Origin of the sequence: Citricoccus sp. SGAir0253, from assembly GCF_005877055.1 — a bacterium.
Classification (GTDB): Bacteria; Actinomycetota; Actinomycetes; order Actinomycetales; family Micrococcaceae; genus Citricoccus.
In genome coordinates, this window is record NZ_CP039424.1 from 3,036,443 (window position 1) to 3,052,413 (window position 15,971).

Genomic DNA, 15,971 nt, shown 5'->3' on the forward strand with positions numbered 1-15,971 from the left:
GGCCGGGGGTCGGGGCGCGGTTCAGCGGTGGGCGAAGGAGGCCGGGCGCTTCTCGACGAAGGCGGCCATCCCCTCCTTCTGGTCCTCGGTGGCGAAGCAGGCGTGGTTCATCCGGCGCTCGTGGAGCAGCCCCTCGCGCAGGGAGGACTCGTAGGAGCGGTTGACCGCCTCCTTGGCGATCATCGCGATCGGCTTGGACATCCCGGCAATGGTGGCCGCCAGCTCCGCCACCTCGCGCTGGAGGTCGGCCACCGGCACCACGCGGGCCACCAGCCCCGCCCGTTCGGCCTCCGCGGCGTCCATGGTCCGGCCGGTGAGCACCATCTCCATGGCCTTGGACTTCCCGATCGCCCGGGTCAGCCGCTGGGACCCGCCCATGCCCGGGATGATGCCGAGCTTGATCTCCGGCTGGCCGAACCTCGCGTTGTCCGCCGCGATGATGAGGTCCGCGATCATCGCCAGCTCGCAGCCACCGCCGAGGGCGTGGCCGGCCACGGCGGCGATCACCGGCGTGCGCACCGCGACGAGCCGGTCCCACGCGCCGAAGAGGTCCGCGGCGTAGACGTCCGCGAAGGAGTGCGTGGCCATCTCCTTGATGTCCGCGCCGGCCGCGAAGGCCTTCTCGGAGCCGGTGATGACGATGGCCCCGATCCCCGGGTCCGCGTCGAACCGCTCGGCGGCGTCCAGCAGCTCCTCGGTGAGCCGCAGGTTCAGGGCGTTGAGGGCCTTCGGCCGGTTGAGGGTGATCGTGGCGACCCGGCCCTCGGTGCTCGTCAGGATGGTCTCGTAGTCGGTCGTGTGCATGGTGGTCCCGTTCCTCGCGTCGGTCGTGGCGGTCATTGCTCGGCTCCCGTGCCGGTCCCGGTGCCGGTCCCGGTGTCGGTCCCGGCGTCGGCCCCGGACGCGGTGCCGGTCCCCGCCTCGGTCTCGAGGGCGGAGTGCTCGCGGATCTGCTCGATGATGGCGGAGAAGTCCCGGTCGGCCCCCTCGCCGGCGGCGAAGGCGGCGTAGATCCGCTCGGCCAGCAGCCCGATCCGGCTCTCGGTGCCGGTGGCCTCGATGGCGTGGCGGGCCAGCCCGAGGTCCTTCGCCATGAGGGCCCCGGCGAAGCCCGGCCGGTAGTCCCGGTTGGCCGGGGACGTGGGCACCGGGCCCGGCACGGGGCAGTTGGTGGTCAGCGCCCAGCACTGCCCGGAGGCCGTGGAGGCCACGTCGAACAGCGCCTGGTTGCTCAGGCCCAGCCGCTCGCCCAGCACGAAGGCCTCGGACACGGCGATCATGGAGGCCCCCAGGATCAGGTTGTTGCAGACCTTCGCGGCCTGCCCGGCCCCGGCGTCCCCGCAGTGCACGATCCGCCGGCCGACCACCTCGAGCACGGGCAGGGCCTCGGCGTAGTCCTCGGCGGAGCCGCCGACCATCATCGTCAGCGTCCCGGCCTCGGCCCCCACCACCCCGCCGGAGACCGGCGCGTCGAGGCTGCGGTGCCCGGCCGCCGTCGCGAGCTCGTGCGCCCGGCGGGCGTCCTCGACCGAGATGGTGGAGCAGTCCATGAACAGGGTGTCCGGGGCCGCAGCCTCCAGCAGCCCGGGCACCGCGAGGGCTTCCCCGTCCCCGGGGGTGCCCTGGTAGGCGACCAGCACGTGGCGGCCGGCCGGCAGCATGGTGATGACCAGTGCGGCGCCCTGCACGGCCTCCGGGCCGGAGCCGGCGATCTCCACGCCGGCGGCCCGGGCGGTCTCGAGCGCCTCGGGCACGAGGTCGAAGCCGCGCACGCGGTAGCCGGCCGCCACCAGGTTGGCGGCCATCGGGGCGCCCATGTGGCCCAGGCCGATGAAGGCCACCTGCGGCAGCGCGGCGGGGGCGGTGGTCTCGGGGACCGTGGGGGTCCCGGGGGTCTCGGTCATGACAGGGCCTCCTCGACGGCCTCGGTGCGGGACGGGTGGGGTGCGGCGAAGACGGCGGCGACGTCGGCGTCCCGCACGTCCTCGAGCGCGGCCGGGTCCCAGTGGGGATCGCGGTCCTTGTCCACGAGCTGGGCGCGGATGCCCTCGCTCATGTCCGCGCTGCGGATCAGGTGGTGGGCCACCGTGCGGTCCTGGTCCAGCACCTCGTGCACCGAGCGCATCCGACCGGCCCGGCGCACGAGCTCGAGGGTGACCTTGACCGACGTCGGCGACTTGGCCCGGATGTGCGCGGCGGCCTCGGCGGCGGCCGGGTCGCCGTCGGCCTCCAGGGCGGCGACGATCTCCTCCGCCGTGCCGGCCCGGTAGCACGCCTCGATCCACCGACGATGGGCCAGCAGGGGCGCGGCGGGCGGGTCGGTGGCGACGGCGGCGATCGCCGCGTCCGCCTCGAGCGTCTCCAGCGCGGCGGCCAGCTCCGGCAGCCGCCCGGCGGGGACGTGGTGGTCCGCGAAGCCCAGCGCCACGGCGTCCGCACCGGTGACGTGCTGGGACGTCAGCGCCATGTGCAGGCCGAAGCCGTCCGCGCGGGACAGCAGCCAGGACCCGCCGACGTCCGGGAAGAAGCCGATTCCGGTCTCCGGCATGCCGAGCCGGGTGCGCTCGGTGACGACCCGGTGGGAGCCGTGGGCGGAGATCCCCACGCCGCCGCCCAGGACGATGCCGTCCATGAACGCCACGAACGGCTTGGGGAAGTCCGCGATCTCCCCGTTCATCGTGTACTCGACGTCGAAGAACGCGTCCGCGTCCTCCGGGTGGCCCTCGGCCACCGTGCGGTGCAGGTTGACGATGTCCCCGCCGGCGCACAGCCCCCGTTCCCCGGCGCCCGTGACGAGGACCGTGCGCACGCCGTCGTCCTCGCGCCACCGCGCCAGCGCCTCCCGGACGGTGTCCACCATGCCGGGGGTGAGCGCGTTGAGCGCCCGCGGGCGGTTCAGGACGAGGTGGCCCAGGCGCCCGGCGCGCCGGACGATCACCTCGGGCCCGTCCGCGGGGTCCGCGGCCGGCGTCGTGCTCGGTTCGGTGCTCATGGATTCCCTTCCGCTCTCGGGGCCGGGCGGCCCCCGGATGTCAGGCGTCGACGAGCATGCGGCCGACGATCAGCCGCATGATCTCGTTGGAGCCCTCGAGGATCTGGTGGACCCGCAGGTCCCGGACGAGCTTCTCCACCCCGTACTCGTGGAGGTAGCCGTAGCCGCCGTGCAGCTGCAGGGCGGCGTTGGCCACCTCGAAGCCGGCGTCCGTGGCCACCCTCTTGGCCATGGCGCACAGCCGGACCCGGTCCGGGTCCTGGCGGTCCAGGGCGTCCGCCGCCCGCATCAGCAGGGTGCGGGCCGCCTCGAGGCGCATGTCCATGTCCGCCAGGTCGAAGACGAGGGCCTGCTTGGTGGTCAGGGGGGCGCCGAAGGCCGTGCGCTCCTTGAGGTAGGCGGTCGCCTTCTCCAGCGCCGCCTGGCCGCCGCCGAGCGAGCACGCCCCGATGTTGATGCGCCCGCCGTTCAGGCCCTTCATGGCGATGTGGAACCCGTCCCCCTCCTCGCCGAGCCGGTGGGCCACCGGGACCCGGGCGTCCTCGAGGATGACCTGGCGCGTGGGCTGGGTGTTCCAGCCCATCTTCTTCTCGTTCGGCCCGAAGGACAGCCCGGGGGTGTCCGCGGGCACCACGAGGGTGGAGATGCCCTTGGCGCCGGTGTCCGCGGTGCGGCACATGACCACGTAGACGTCGGAGGAGCCCGCCCCGGAGATGAACTGCTTGACGCCGTTCACCACGTAGTGGTCCCCGTCCCGCACGGCCCGCGTGGTGAGCGCCGCCGCGTCCGAGCCGGCGCCGGGCTCGGTCAGGCAGTAGCTGCCCAGCCGGCCCATCCCGACCAGTTCGGGCACCCAGCGGGCCCGTTGCTCGTCCGTGCCGAACGAGTCGATCATCCAGACCACCATGTTGTGGATGGAGATGTAGGCGGCCAGCGCCGGATCGGCCTTGGCGAGCTCCTCGAAGATGAGGACGGCGTCCTTGCGGTCCAGCCCCGCGCCGCCGTGCTCCTCGGACACGTAGATCCCGCCGAGCCCGAGCTCGCCGGCCTCGGCGAGCACGTCCACGGGGAAGTGCTTCCGCGCGTCCCAGTCCAGGGCGTGCGGGGCGATCCGCTGGTCGGCGAAGCCGCGCACGGCCTCGACCAGGGCCTGCTGGTCCTCGGTGACTCGGTACATGACGTCAGTCCTTCCTCCAGGCCCGGGGTGCGGGGCCGGGGCTACTTGGTGACCTTGCCCATCCGGGTGGCGAGGGGCGTGGTGAACAGCGGTCGGGTGAGGAACCAGGCCGCGGCGATCACGACCAGCGAGCCCAGGAAGACCACCAGCCCCCACCAGTCCGCCACGTCCCGCGAGGTGTACATGTGGTTCAGGTTCCGCAGCGCCCCGGTGAAGAACACCAGGAACACGTGCACGGCGGTGAACGCCACGAAGTAGAGCATCACCGGGAAGTGCAGCGCCCGCGCCCACTCCACCGGGTACGCCCGGTTCAGCCGCTCGGCCCGCTCCGGCCACCACGTGGAGATCCGCACCCCGGTGGCGATCGCCAGCGGGGCGGCCACGAACACGGTGAGGAAGTAGGTGAAGGACTGCAGCGCGTTGTAGTGCACCCACCCGTTCTCCGTGGGCCAGTCCAGGGAGGCGTACTGGATCGCGGTGGAGGCCATGTGCGGCACCACGTCCCAGCTGGTCGGCACGATCCGCGCCCAGTGCCCGGTGACCAGCAGCAGCACGACGAACACCAGCCCGTTGGCCACCCACAGCACGTCCAGCACCTGGTGCAGCCACTGGGTCAGGGACACCTTCTTCGGGGTGTTCCCCGCCGGGGAGAAGAACGAGCCCTGCCTCGCCGTCCAGTAGGCCGGGGGCTTGCGCTCGGTGCGCACCTGCAGGCCGGTGCGGATGATCAGCACGATGAAGAACATGTTCAGGAAGTGCTGCCAGCCCAGCCACGCCGGGATCCCCACCGGGGCGTCCGCCGGCTGGGTGGCGTGCCCGTCGTAGGCGGCGATGAACTCCGCCACCGGGTCCAGCGTGCGCAGCCACCGGGCGGCGAGCACCACCAGGGCGGCCACCACCACCAGCACCGCGGTGATGACCACCGGCCGCACCCACGGGCGGGCCGGCCTCGCCGGGGTCGCCGCCCCCGCCGGACCCGGGGTGCCCGCCCGGCCCACCGGACCGGACGGGGCCGCAGCAGCGGCCGGACCTGCCGGGCGGGCAGCGGCTGCCGCGGCCGGGGCACCCATCCGGGTGCCCCCACGGGCGGTTCCCGACGCCGGCCCGGGCGCCACCGGGGTGTCCGGCCCAGTAGCGTCGGCGGCGGGGGACGGGGCCCCCGCGGTCGCCGGGGCGCTGCGGGCGGCACCCATCCGCGTCCGGCCGGACGGCGTGCCGGCCGCCTCGGACGCCGGCACGGGGGCGGCCGGGGCATCCGCCGGGACGGAAGCGGCCGGGGTCGCCGTCACCGGCCGTGCCGCCGGGGTCCGGCCCATGCGGGTCTTCGTGCCCGGCGCGGGAACGGACGGCTGGGCCTCCTGCGTCGCCGGGGCGGCCGGAGCGGAGGCCGACACCGCGGCAGCGGGGGCCGAGCCCATGCGGGTCCTGGCCGGGGGCGCCGGGGCCGCCGCGGACGCAGGGGTCGTCGCGGGGGCCGCGTCATCACCGGCCGCCGGGCGGGCGGGCGCGGCCGGGGCGCCCCCCATCCGCGTCCTCGTGCCGCCCATCCTGGTCTTCACGGGCGGCATCGCCCCGTCTCCCGAGGGCGCCGGGGCCGCTGACACCGCGGCCTGGGGGGCGGACGACGGCGAGGCCCCGGCGTCGGGGGAGTCCGGCCGTGCGGTGACCGCGGGCGCCGCGGGCGTCGAGCCCGCCGTGGCCTGTCCGGAATCGAGGGGCCGGGGCGCCCCGCCCATGCGGGTCTTGCGCACCGGGGCGGCGGACGCCGCCTCCGGTGAGGGTGCCGCCGCAGGAGGCGCGGCGCCCTGCGCCGGCTCGGGCCGGGCCTCGTCGCCGCCGGCCGGGGCCGCAGGCGTCCCGGACCCGCCCTCCGGCTGCCGCAGCGGGGTGTACCCGGCCATGCGGCGCCGGGCAGGGCCCCGGGCCCCGGCGGGGTCCTGCGGCGCGTCGTTCTCGGTGGTCATGGGGCGGTCCGTTCCTTCGTCCGGGTCGGCGGGGGTTCGCGGGTCAGCCGCGGCGGGCGTTGATCTCCTCGACGAGCTGGGGGACGACGGTGAAGAGGTCCCCCACGATGCCGAAGTCCGCGATCTCGAAGATCGGGGCGTCCTCGTCCTTGTTGATCGCCACGATGGTCTTGGAGGTCTGCATGCCCGAGCGGTGCTGGATGGCCCCGGAGATCCCCAGCGCCACGTAGAGGTCCGGGGTGACCGAGATGCCGGTCTGGCCCACCTGGTAGTGCTGCGGCACGTACCCGGCATCGACGGCGGCGCGGGAGGCGCCCACCGCGGCCCCGAGGGCGTCGGCGAGCTGCTCGACGATCTCGAAGTTCTCCTTCGAGCCGACCCCGCGCCCGCCGGAGACCACGGCCTTGGCCCCGCGCAGCACCGGTCGGCCGGTGGCGGCCGGGGCGTCCGTGGCGGCATCGATCCTCGCCCCGGGGCCGGCGGCGGTGGCCACGGGGGCGGTGCGCACCTCCGGGCTCGCCACGGCCTCGGCGCGGGCGTCGACCGAGCCGGGCCGGACCGTGACGATCATCAGCCCGCCCTCCACGGTGGACTCGGTGGTGAAGTCCCCGCCGAACACCGCGTGCACGGCGATGACCTCCTGGCCCTCGGCGTCCCAGCGCACGCCGACCGCGTCCGCGGCGATCGCCCCGTTGGCCACGATCGCCAGGCGACCGGCCACCGCCTTGGAGTCGTTCGTCGCCGGCAGCAGCGCCACCTGCGCCCCGTAGGCCCGGGCGGCGTCGGCCAGGGCGCCGACCTGGGCGGTGCCCAGCTCGGCGGCCGCGGCCTCGGACTCGGCCATGTACACGTGCACCGCGCCGAGCTCCCCCAGCCGGGACGCCAGCGCCTGCCCGGCCCCGCCGGGGGCCGCCACCACCACGGCCACGGGGGTGCCCACCTGGGCGGCGGCACCCAGCAGGGAGGCGGCGGTGGACTTGGGCGTCCCGTCGGTGGTGGTCTCGATCAGGACAACGACGTTTCCAGCGGTCATGAGCGTGCTTCCTTCGCCTTCTCAGGTCTTCACGTGGTGGGTCTGTGGAGCGGGTACGGAGCGGGAGCCGGGTCGCGGCGGCCGGCACCCCGGCGGGGCGGCCGGCGGCGTCCGGCGGCGGTTCAGAGCAGCCTGTTCGCGGCCAGGAAGTCGGCCAGCTGGGCCGCCGCGGTGCCGTCGTCGGTGACCTTCGGCCCGGCCTGCTTCACCGGCCGGGCCGTGGCCGAGACCATCACCGAGCGCACGCCGGCCGCCTCCGGGCCCGCCTGGATGCCCAGGTCCGCCAGGGACCACGTGTCCACCGGCTTCTTCTTCGCCGCCATGATCCCCTTGAAGTTGGGGAACCGCGCCTCGGCGGACTTCTCCGTCACGGACACCACCGCCGGCAGCGGCGCGGACAGGGACACCGTGCCCCCGTCCACCTGGGCGGTGCCCGAGACACCGTCCGCGGCGAGGGTGACCTCGTCCAGGCCCGGCAGCACCGGCACGCCCAACACCTCGGCGACCATGGCGGGGATCATCCCGCCCCGGCCGTCCGTGGCCTCGTTGCCGGCCACCACCAGGTCCACCCCGCCGATCTTCTGCACCGCGGCGGCCAGCACGCGGGCGGTCTGGACCATGTCCGAGCCGGCCAGTGCCGGGTCCGTGACCAGCACCCCGGCGTCCGCGCCCATCGACAGCAGCTTGCGCACCGTCTTGGTCGAGTCCTCCAGGCCCATCGTCAGCACCACGATCTCGGTGTCCTTCTGGGCGTCCTTGTACTGCAGGGCCGACTCCAGGGCCCGCTCGTTGATCTCGTCCGGCACCGGCTCCGAGGCCGACCGGTCCAGCATCCCGGACTCCAGGTCGATCTTCCGGTCCGACCAGGTGTCCGGAACCTGCTTGGCCAACACGACGATTCTCACGGGGCGATCTCCTTGCCACACGGGCGATGGGGGACGGTGCGGGGGTCTGGGCCACAACTTACTAGGGCATCCATCTATTTACTAGGTCTTCCAAGCAAATGCGGCGATCCGTATGCTCTCCGCCATGACCCCTGAGTCCCCCGCCCTGGCCCTGCGCCGCGCCCGCGACATCCTGCTCGAGTCCCGCACGGACCCCACGGCCGCCTACGAGGCGTTCCGGTGGCCCCGGTTCGAGCACTTCAACTTCGCCGCCGACTGGATCGACCACGTCGCCGCCGGCGAGCGCGGCCACCAGGCCGCCCTCGTCATCACGGAGGAGGACGGCTCGGGCGAGCGGCGCACCTATCGCGAGCTGGCAGCCCGGTCCCGGCAGGTCGCGGCGTGGCTGGACGGGATCGGCGTGCGGCGCGGGGACCACGTGATCGTCATGCTCGGCAACCAGGTGGAGCTGTGGGAGGTCATGCTCGCGTGCTTCCGGCTCGGCGCCCCGGTGATCCCCTCCACCATCATGCTCGGCCCGGCCGACCTCGCCGACCGCGTGGAACGGGGACGGGCCTCGTGGGTCGTCACCACCGGCACGGAGGCCCCCAAGTTCGACGAGGTGCCCGGGGACCTCCAGCTCGTCCAGGTCGGCCCCCGGCCCGACGGCGGCGGCCACCGGCCCGCGCACGACTGGCAGGACTCCTTCGCGGCCCCGGAGGACTTCCGCCTCGCGGAGCCGACCCGCGCCGACGAGACGATGCTGCTGTACTTCACCTCGGGCACCACGTCCAAGGCCAAGCTCGTGGAGCACACGCACACCTCCTATCCCGTGGGACACCTCTCCACGCTGTACTGGATCGGCCTCGAACCCGGGGACGTCCACCTCAACGTCGCCTCCCCCGGCTGGGCCAAGCACGCGTGGTCCAACCTCTTCGCGCCGTTCCTGGCCGAGGCCACGGTCTTCCTCCACAACTACGGCCGGTTCGACGCCAAGGCCCTGATGCGGCAGATGGACCGCGAGGGCGTCACGAGCTTCTGCGCCCCGCCGACCGTGTGGCGGATGCTCATCCAGGCGGACCTGGGCCAGCTCGAGCACCCGCCCACCAAGGTCGTCGCGGCGGGCGAGCCGCTCAACCCCGAGGTCATCGCGCAGGTGGAGCGGGCCTGGGGCACCCAGGTCCGGGACGGCTACGGGCAGACCGAGACCACCCTCCAGGTGGCCAACACCCCCGGCCAGCCGGTCCGCCCCGGAGCGATGGGCAAGCCCCTGCCGGGCTACGACGTCGTCCTCATCGACCCGGACACGGACGCGGAGACGGACGGCACCGGGGAGCTGTGCCTGCGCCTGGACCCGCGGCCGGTGGGGCTGACCCCGGGCTACTGGGGCGACGAGCAGCGCACGGCGGAGGCCTTCCGCGGCGGCGTCTACCACACGGGGGACCTCGTGAGCCGGGACGCGGACGGCACCATCACCTACGTGGGCCGTACGGACGACGTGTTCAAGGCCTCCGACTACCGCCTCTCCCCGTTCGAGCTGGAGTCGGCGGTGATCGAGCACCCCGCGGTGGCCGAGGCCGCCGTCGTCCCGTCCCCGGACCCGATCCGGCTCGCCGTGCCCAAGGCCTACGTCCGCCTCGCCGAGGGCTGGGCGCCGGACGAGGAGACGGCCCGGTCCATCCTGCAGCACTGCCGGGACACCCTGGCGCCCTACAAGCGGATCCGCCGCCTGGAGTTCCACGAGCTGCCCAAGACCGTCTCCGGGAAGATCCGGCGCATCGAGCTGCGCCGGCGGGAGGAGCAGGTCCATCCCGACGGCGGTGCGGCCCCCGGGATCTCCCCGTCCGGCCCGGACGGGGTCGAGTACACCGACGACCTCCTGCGCCAGGACGCCGGGGCGGAGACGTGAGGGCCGTCGTCGTCCCCGAGCTGACCGGGCCGCACGCGGCCGAGCTGCGGGAGGTGCCCGAGCCGGCCGGCGCCCACGACCGCGCCGGCGGGCGCCGCGTGCTGGTGGACGTCCACGCCGCCGGCCTGTCCTTCATCGACCCCCTGCAGTCCCGGGGCCGGTACCAGGCCGGCAGCGAGCCGCCGTACGTGGCCGGGAGCGAGGTGGCCGGCGTCGTGCTCGAGGCGCCCGCCGACTCCGCCTTCCGGCCCGGCGACCGGGTGGCCGGCTCGGTGTGGCACGGCGCCCTCGCCGAGCGGGCCCTCGCGGCCGAGGACTACCTCGTCCACCTCCCGCCGGACCTCGACTACACGCGGGCCGCCGGGCTGCACATGAACTACTCCACCGCCCTGTACGCCCTCGAGGCCACCGGCGCGGGACCGGGGGGAACGGTGCTCGTCACCGGGGCCGGCGGCGGCGTCGGCACGGCGGTGCTGGACATCGCCCGGGCCCGGGGCGTGTCCACCATCGCCCTCGTCTCCTCGGACGCGAAGGAGCGCGTGGCACGGGAGTCCGGCGCCACGCACGTGGTGCGCTCCGCCGGCGACTGGCTGGGGCGGGTGCGGGAGCTCACCGGCGGGTCCGGCGTGCAGGCGTTCATCGACATGGTCGGCGGCGAGGGCTTCCTCGACGCCGTGCGCTCCCTCGCGATCGGCGGCACGGGCGTGGTGGTCGGGTTCGCCAGCGGCACGATCCCGGAGATCCGCGTGAACCGGCTGCTGCTGCGCAACCTCACCCTCAGGGGGATCGCGATGGACGTCATGGAGCGCGAGCACCCCGGCACGCTGGACCGCCTCCGGCGCGGCCTGGAGGAGTTGCTGGGCGCCGGCGCCCTGCACCCGGCCGTGGGCGCGGTCTACCCCCTGGAGCGGGCGGCGGAGGCGATGGCCTCCCTCGAGGAGCGGACCGCCGTCGGCAAGGTCGTGGTGTCCGTCAAGGACTGAGGCGGGGTCCGGCGGCGGGCGGCTCAGCCGGTGATCCGCCGCGCCTGGCGCAGCACCGGCTCGTCGACCATCCGCCCGCGGAACCGGAACACCCCGGGCTGGTGCTCCGCCTCGGCCAGCACGGCCCGCGCCCACTCGAGTTCCTCCGCGCCGGGCGCGTAGGCCTCCCGGATCACGGGGACCTGCGAGGGGTGGATGCAGGCGGTGGCGGCGAAGCCGGAGGCCGCGGCGTCCTCCGCCTCGGCGCGCAGCCCGTCGAGGTCCGGGATGTCCAGGAACACGGAGTCCACGGCGAGCTTGCCCGCGGCGGTGGCCGCGATGAGCACGCGCGAGCGGGCGTGGCGCGCCACGTCCCGGTACCGGCCCCGGCGCGGGCCCTCGGCGAAGCGGCTGGAGCGGCCGGCCATGGACGCCACGAGGTCCTCGGCACCCCACATCAGCGACGCCACGGCCGGGTGCCGGGCGATCTCCGCCGCCGCCTCCACGCCCGCGGCGGTCTCGCACAGGGCGATGACCCGGTACCCGGCCTCGTGCAGGTGGTCGAGCTGGCCGGCGGCCTCCGCCTTGGCGAGCATCAGCAGCCGGTACGGACCGCCCGCGAGGGCCGCGAGGTCCAGGTCGTGGTCCACGGTGCCCACGGGGTTGACCCGCACGATCGTGGTCACCGGGTCCATGCCCGCACCTCGGCCGGCGGCGGCCACGTGCTCGCGGGCGGCCGCCTTGTCCGCGGGGGCCACGGCGTCCTCGAGGTCGAGGATGACGGCGTCGGCGGCCGCCGCCGCCTTGGCGTAGCGGTCCGGCCGGTCGGCCGGGCAGAAGAGGATGGCCGGGCCGGGGTGCGCGGCGCTCATGGCGTGCCTCCCGACCCCGGGGAGAGCTGCATGAGGGTGGAGCGCTTGGCCACGGCCACCACGGTGCCGTGCTGGTTGCGCGCGGTGTGGTGGAACTCCACGACGCCCTGGTGCGGCCGCGAGCGCGAGCGGCGCTTGGCCGCGACCAGCGTCTCGGCGTACAGGGTGTCGCCGTGCCGCACCGGCGCCGGGAAGGACACCTCGGAGAAGCCGAGGTTGGCCACGATCGTGCCCTGGGTCAGCTGGGCCACGGACAGCCCCACCAGCGTGGAGAGGGTGAACATGCTGTTGACCAGCGGCTCGCCGAACTCCGTGCCGGCCGACCACGCGGCGTCCAGGTGCAGGGACTGGGTGTTCATGGTCAGCGTGGTGAACAGGACGTTGTCCGCCTCGGTGACGGTGCGCCCCGGGGCGTGGACGTAGACCGCGCCCTCCTCCATCTCGTCGAAGTACAGCCCGCGCTGCTCGATGCGCCGCGGCTCCGTGCCCGGTTGCGGATCCCGCTCGGTCATGCCGCCGATCCCTCCTCGTGCTGGTCGTGCTGGTCCCGCTCGTCCGGGATGCCCCGGCCGTCCGGCCCGCCGATCGTCCCGCCGGCGGCCCCCTCGGGGGCGCCATCGTCGGAGGCCCCGGCCGGGGTGATGACCGCCAGGACCTGCCCGCGGGCCACCGCATCCCCCACGGCCGCGTGCAGCCGCACGGTCCCGGCCACCGTGGAGCGGATGACGTGCTCCATCTTCATCGCCTCCACGACGACGACGGGGTCGCCCTCGGCGACCGCGTCGCCGTCGGCCACGGGGGCCAGCAGCACGGTGCCCGGCATCGGGGAGACCAGGGTGGGGTCCGAGCTGGCCTCGGCGTCCACGCCGTGGTCGGCGCGCTCGCGGCGGATGTCGAACAGCGCGCCCTCGCGGGCGAGCTGGACGCCCTCGGGGCCCACGACGGCGGTGAAGCCGCGCCCGACGCCGTCGAGGGTCACGGTGGCCCAGTGCCCGTCCCGGCGCACCCGGGCCGGCAGCTCGCCGTCCTCGGTGAGCACGCGCGGCGCCTCCACGCTCCCGGCCAGGCGGACCGTGGCGCGGGTGCCGTCCGCGGCGACGAGGCGGATCCGCCGGGGCGCGGCCTCGCCGAGCCGCCAGCCGTCGCGGCGGTGCCACGGGCCCGCCGCCGTGCCGCGGGCGGCGTCCATGAGCAGGGCGGCCTCGCGGAAGTCGCGCTCGGTGGGCGTGGCGGCCGCGAGGCCGTCGAGTTCGCGGGCGATCAGCCCGGTGTCGAGGTCCCCGGCCACGACGTCCGGCAGCCGCAGCAGCGCGCGCAGGAACTCGACGTTCGTGGTGAACCCGACGACGGCCGTGTCCTCGAGGGCGGCGACGAGCCGGCGCCGGGCCTCCTCGCGGTCCCGGCCCCACGTGATGACCTTGGCCAGCATGGGGTCGTAGTCCACGGAGACGACGAGGCCGTCCTCCAGGGCGGTGTCCACGCGCACGCCGTCAGCGGCCGGGTGCCGCACGTGCTCCACCGTCCCGCCGGTGGGCAGGAAGCCGGCGGCGGGGTCCTCGGCGTACACCCGGGCCTCGATCGAGTGCCCGTCCAGGACGACGTCCTCCTGGGCCAGCGCGAGCGGCTCGCCGGCGGCGATCCGCAGCTGCTGCTCCACCAGGTCCACGCCGGTGACCTGCTCCGTGACGGGGTGCTCGACCTGCAGGCGGGTGTTCATCTCCATGAAGAAGAACTCGTCCGGGGCATCGGCCGGGACGATGAACTCCACCGTGCCCGCCCCGCGGTAGTCCACGGACCGTGCGGTGTCGCACGCGGCCCGGCCGATCCGGGCGCGGGTGGCCTCGTCCAGCAGCGGGGACGGCGCCTCCTCGATGACCTTCTGGTGCCGGCGCTGCAGCGAGCACTCGCGCTCGCCGAGGTGGATGACGTTGCCGTGGGCGTCCGCGAGGACCTGGACCTCGATGTGCCGTGGCGTCGTCACGTAGCGCTCGAGGAACAGGGTGTCGTCGCCGAAGCTCGCGGCCGCCTCGCGGCGCGCGGCCTCCAGCGCGGCGTGCAGCCGATCGGGCGCCTCGACGACGTGCATGCCCTTGCCGCCGCCGCCCGCGGAGGGCTTGATGAGCAGCGGGTAGCCGACGTCCCCGGCCGCAGCGGCCAGTTCCTCGTTCGTCAGCCCGGGCCGGGCGATGCCGGGCACCGTGGGGACCCCGCGCTCGTGCACCGCGTTCTTCGCGGTGATCTTGTCCCCCATCACGCGGATCGACTCCGCCGTCGGGCCGATGAAGACCAGCCCGGCCTCCTCGCAGGCCCGGGCGAACGCGGCGTTCTCGGCCAGGAACCCGTAGCCCGGGTGGACGGCCTCGGCGCCGGTGGCCCGCGCCGCGGCGATCACGGCCTCGGCGTCCAGGTAGCTCTGGGCGGCCGGGGCGGGGCCGAGCCGCACGGAGGCGTCGGCCAGGCGCACGTGGCGCGCGCCGGCGTCGGCGTCCGAGTACACGGCCACGGAGCGGATGCCCAGCGAGCGCAGGGTGCGGATGATGCGGCAGGCGATCTCGCCGCGGTTGGCGATCAGCACGGTGGTGAACATGGCTCTCACATCCTGAAGACGCCGTAGCCCGGCGCGTCGGTGGGCTGGGTGGGGGCGCGCATGACCACGTCGAGCGCGAGCCCGACGACGTCGCGGGTCTGGGCCGGTTCGATGATGCCGTCGTCCCACAGGCGGGCGGTCGAGTAGTACGGGCTGCCCTGGCGTTCGTACTGCTCGCGCGTGGGCGCCTCGAACGCGGCCTGCTCCTCGGCGCTCCACTCGCCGCCGGCCGCCTCGATCTGGTCGCGCCGCACGGTGGAGAGCACGGAGGCCGCCTGCGGCCCGCCCATCACGGACACGCGCGCCCCGGGCCACAGCCACAGGAAGCGCGGGGAGTAGGCCCGGCCGCACATCGAGTAGGTGCCCGCCCCGAAGGAGCCCCCGACGACGACGGTCAGCTTGGGCACGGAGGCGGTGGCCACGGCGTTGACCATCTTGGCCCCGTGCTTGGCGATGCCGCCGGACTCGTACTCGCGCCCGACCATGAACCCGGTGATGTTCTGCAGGAACAGCAGTGGGATCCGGCGCTGCTCGCACAGCTCGATGAAGTGGGCGCCCTTGAGCGCGGACTCGGCGAACAGGACGCCGTTGTTGGCCAGGATGCCGACCCGGTGCCCGTGGATGCGGGCGAAGCCGGTCACGAGCGTGGTCCCGTACTCGCGCTTGAACTCGTGGAAGCTGCCGGCGTCGATGGTGCGGGCGATGATCTCCCGCGCGTCGTAGGGGGTGGTCAGCTCGACCGGCACCACGTCGGTGAGGGTGGCGGGGTCCTGCTCCGGGGCGGCCGCGGGCTCCGGCTCGTAGGGCAGGTCCGGCGCCGGGGGCAGCGTGGCGACGATGTCCCGCAGGAGCTGCACGGCGTGCTCGTCGTCCTCGGCGAGGTGGTCGGTGACCCCGGAGACCCGCGAGTGGACCTCCCCGCCGCCGAGGTCCTCGGCGGAGACGACCTCCCCCGTGGCGGCCTTCACCAGCGGCGGGCCGCCCAGGAAGATGGTCCCCTGGTTCCGCACGATCACGGTCTCGTCGCTCATGGCCGGCACGTAGGCGCCGCCGGCGGTGGAGGAGCCCATGACGGCGGCGATCTGCGGGATGCCGTCCCGGGACATCCGGGCCTGGTTGTAGAAGATGCGGCCGAAGTGGTCCCGGTCCGGGAAGACCTCGTCCTGCATCGGCAGGAACGCCCCGCCCGAGTCCACGAGGTAGATGCAGGGCAGCCGGTTCTCCGCGGCGATCTCCTGCGCCCGCAGGTGCTTCTTCACGGTGATCGGGTAGTAGGTCCCGCCCTTGACGGTCGCGTCGTTGCCCACGACCATCACGTGCCGGCCGTGCACCAGCCCGATCCCGGCCACCACGCCGCCGCTCGGGGCGTCGCCGCCGTACAGGCCGTGGCCGGCCAGCGGGGCGACCTCCAGGAACGGGCTGCCCTCGTCCAGCAGCGCGTCGATGCGGTCCCGGACCAGCATCTTGCCGCGGGAGACGTGCCGCTCGCGGGAGGCCTCGGGGCCGCCGAGGGCGGCGGTGGCCCGGTGCGACCGCAGCTCGGCGATCAGCTCGGGGTAGGTCGTCGGCATCGGTGGGGCCGCCCTTCGGG

Annotated in this window: 13 protein-coding genes; 2 read left to right on the plus strand and 11 right to left on the minus strand. The window is 74.7% G+C overall.

Annotation, left to right across the window (positions count from 1 at the left end; genetic code table 11):
• Positions 1–21: 21 nt before the first annotated feature.
• The 7 genes from E7744_RS13255 to E7744_RS13285 all read right to left on the minus strand — a co-directional run bounded on the left by E7744_RS13255 (position 22) and on the right by E7744_RS13285 (position 8,071).
• Positions 22–840, minus strand: coding sequence for an enoyl-CoA hydratase (locus E7744_RS13255; RefSeq protein ID WP_371415352.1), 819 nt, complete (start codon positions 838–840; stop codon positions 22–24).
• Positions 837–1,904 carry a 3-hydroxyisobutyrate dehydrogenase gene (gene mmsB / locus E7744_RS13260; RefSeq protein WP_137774525.1) on the minus strand — a complete coding sequence of 356 codons (1,068 nt, stop codon included), beginning with the start codon at positions 1,902–1,904 and terminating at the stop codon, positions 837–839. Before mmsB ends, E7744_RS13255 begins: the two co-directional genes overlap by 4 nt.
• On the minus strand, positions 1,901–2,992 hold the full coding sequence (locus E7744_RS13265) for an enoyl-CoA hydratase/isomerase family protein (RefSeq protein WP_137774526.1): 1,092 nt from the start codon (positions 2,990–2,992) through the stop codon (positions 1,901–1,903). The genes mmsB and E7744_RS13265 overlap by 4 nt, the downstream gene beginning before the upstream one ends.
• 40 nt (positions 2,993–3,032) lie before the next feature.
• Positions 3,033–4,169 (minus strand): acyl-CoA dehydrogenase family protein, encoded by a 1,137-nt coding sequence (locus E7744_RS13270; protein WP_137774527.1) that lies wholly within the window; start codon positions 4,167–4,169, stop codon positions 3,033–3,035.
• A 41-nt stretch (positions 4,170–4,210) separates the two neighbouring features.
• Positions 4,211–5,092 (minus strand): cytochrome b/b6 domain-containing protein, encoded by an 882-nt coding sequence (locus tag E7744_RS13275; protein WP_137774528.1) that lies wholly within the window; start codon positions 5,090–5,092, stop codon positions 4,211–4,213.
• A gap of 1,084 nt (positions 5,093–6,176) precedes the next feature.
• On the minus strand, positions 6,177–7,166 hold the full coding sequence (locus E7744_RS13280; RefSeq protein ID WP_137774529.1) for an electron transfer flavoprotein subunit alpha/FixB family protein: 990 nt from the start codon (positions 7,164–7,166) through the stop codon (positions 6,177–6,179).
• A gap of 122 nt (positions 7,167–7,288) precedes the next feature.
• Positions 7,289–8,071 (minus strand): electron transfer flavoprotein subunit beta/FixA family protein, encoded by a 783-nt coding sequence (locus E7744_RS13285; protein WP_137774530.1) that lies wholly within the window; start codon positions 8,069–8,071, stop codon positions 7,289–7,291.
• Positions 8,072–8,195: 124 nt separating this feature from the next.
• Between E7744_RS13285 and E7744_RS13290 the strand changes: the two genes are divergently transcribed.
• Both E7744_RS13290 and E7744_RS13295 read left to right on the plus strand, forming a co-directional pair.
• Entirely contained in the window at positions 8,196–9,959 is a 1,764-nt protein-coding gene (locus E7744_RS13290) for an AMP-binding protein (RefSeq protein ID WP_137774531.1), read from the plus strand.
• On the plus strand, positions 9,956–10,942 hold the full coding sequence (locus E7744_RS13295) for a zinc-binding dehydrogenase (RefSeq protein ID WP_137774532.1): 987 nt from the start codon (positions 9,956–9,958) through the stop codon (positions 10,940–10,942). The genes E7744_RS13290 and E7744_RS13295 overlap by 4 nt, the downstream gene beginning before the upstream one ends.
• A gap of 23 nt (positions 10,943–10,965) precedes the next feature.
• On the opposite strand, the gene E7744_RS13300 is transcribed toward E7744_RS13295, so the two are convergent.
• Genes E7744_RS13300 through E7744_RS13315 form a run of 4 tightly spaced genes read right to left on the minus strand, consistent with a single transcriptional unit; the run spans position 10,966 to position 15,951 of the window.
• Complete coding sequence (locus E7744_RS13300; protein ID WP_137774533.1) at positions 10,966–11,793, minus strand: CoA ester lyase; 828 nt, start codon at positions 11,791–11,793, stop codon at positions 10,966–10,968.
• Complete coding sequence (locus E7744_RS13305; protein ID WP_137774534.1) at positions 11,790–12,305, minus strand: MaoC family dehydratase; 516 nt, start codon at positions 12,303–12,305, stop codon at positions 11,790–11,792. The genes E7744_RS13300 and E7744_RS13305 overlap by 4 nt, the downstream gene beginning before the upstream one ends.
• Positions 12,302–14,380 (minus strand): acetyl-CoA carboxylase biotin carboxylase subunit, encoded by a 2,079-nt coding sequence (locus E7744_RS13310; protein WP_137774535.1) that lies wholly within the window; start codon positions 14,378–14,380, stop codon positions 12,302–12,304. Before E7744_RS13310 ends, E7744_RS13305 begins: the two co-directional genes overlap by 4 nt.
• Positions 14,381–14,385: 5 nt before the next feature.
• Positions 14,386–15,951, minus strand: a complete 1,566-nt coding sequence (locus E7744_RS13315; RefSeq protein WP_137774536.1) for a carboxyl transferase domain-containing protein — start codon at positions 15,949–15,951, stop codon at positions 14,386–14,388.
• Positions 15,952–15,971 lie beyond the last annotated feature (20 nt).

Bases quoted from the DNA above. Each gene is read 5' to 3' on its own strand.
- E7744_RS13255 (WP_371415352.1), bottom strand. From the start codon at position 840: ATGACCGCCACGACCGACGCGAGGAACGGGACCACCATGCACACGACC.
- mmsB (WP_137774525.1), bottom strand. From the start codon at position 1,904: ATGACCGAGACCCCCGGGACCCCCACGGTCCCCGAGACCACCGCCCCC.
- E7744_RS13265 (WP_137774526.1), bottom strand. From the start codon at position 2,992: ATGAGCACCGAACCGAGCACGACGCCGGCCGCGGACCCCGCGGACGGG.
- E7744_RS13270 (WP_137774527.1), bottom strand. From the start codon at position 4,169: ATGTACCGAGTCACCGAGGACCAGCAGGCCCTGGTCGAGGCCGTGCGC.
- E7744_RS13280 (WP_137774529.1), bottom strand. From the start codon at position 7,166: ATGACCGCTGGAAACGTCGTTGTCCTGATCGAGACCACCACCGACGGG.
- E7744_RS13290 (WP_137774531.1), top strand. From the start codon at position 8,196: ATGACCCCTGAGTCCCCCGCCCTGGCCCTGCGCCGCGCCCGCGACATC.
- E7744_RS13300 (WP_137774533.1), bottom strand. From the start codon at position 11,793: ATGAGCGCCGCGCACCCCGGCCCGGCCATCCTCTTCTGCCCGGCCGAC.
- E7744_RS13305 (WP_137774534.1), bottom strand. From the start codon at position 12,305: ATGACCGAGCGGGATCCGCAACCGGGCACGGAGCCGCGGCGCATCGAG.
- E7744_RS13310 (WP_137774535.1), bottom strand. From the start codon at position 14,380: ATGTTCACCACCGTGCTGATCGCCAACCGCGGCGAGATCGCCTGCCGC.
- E7744_RS13315 (WP_137774536.1), bottom strand. From the start codon at position 15,951: ATGCCGACGACCTACCCCGAGCTGATCGCCGAGCTGCGGTCGCACCGG.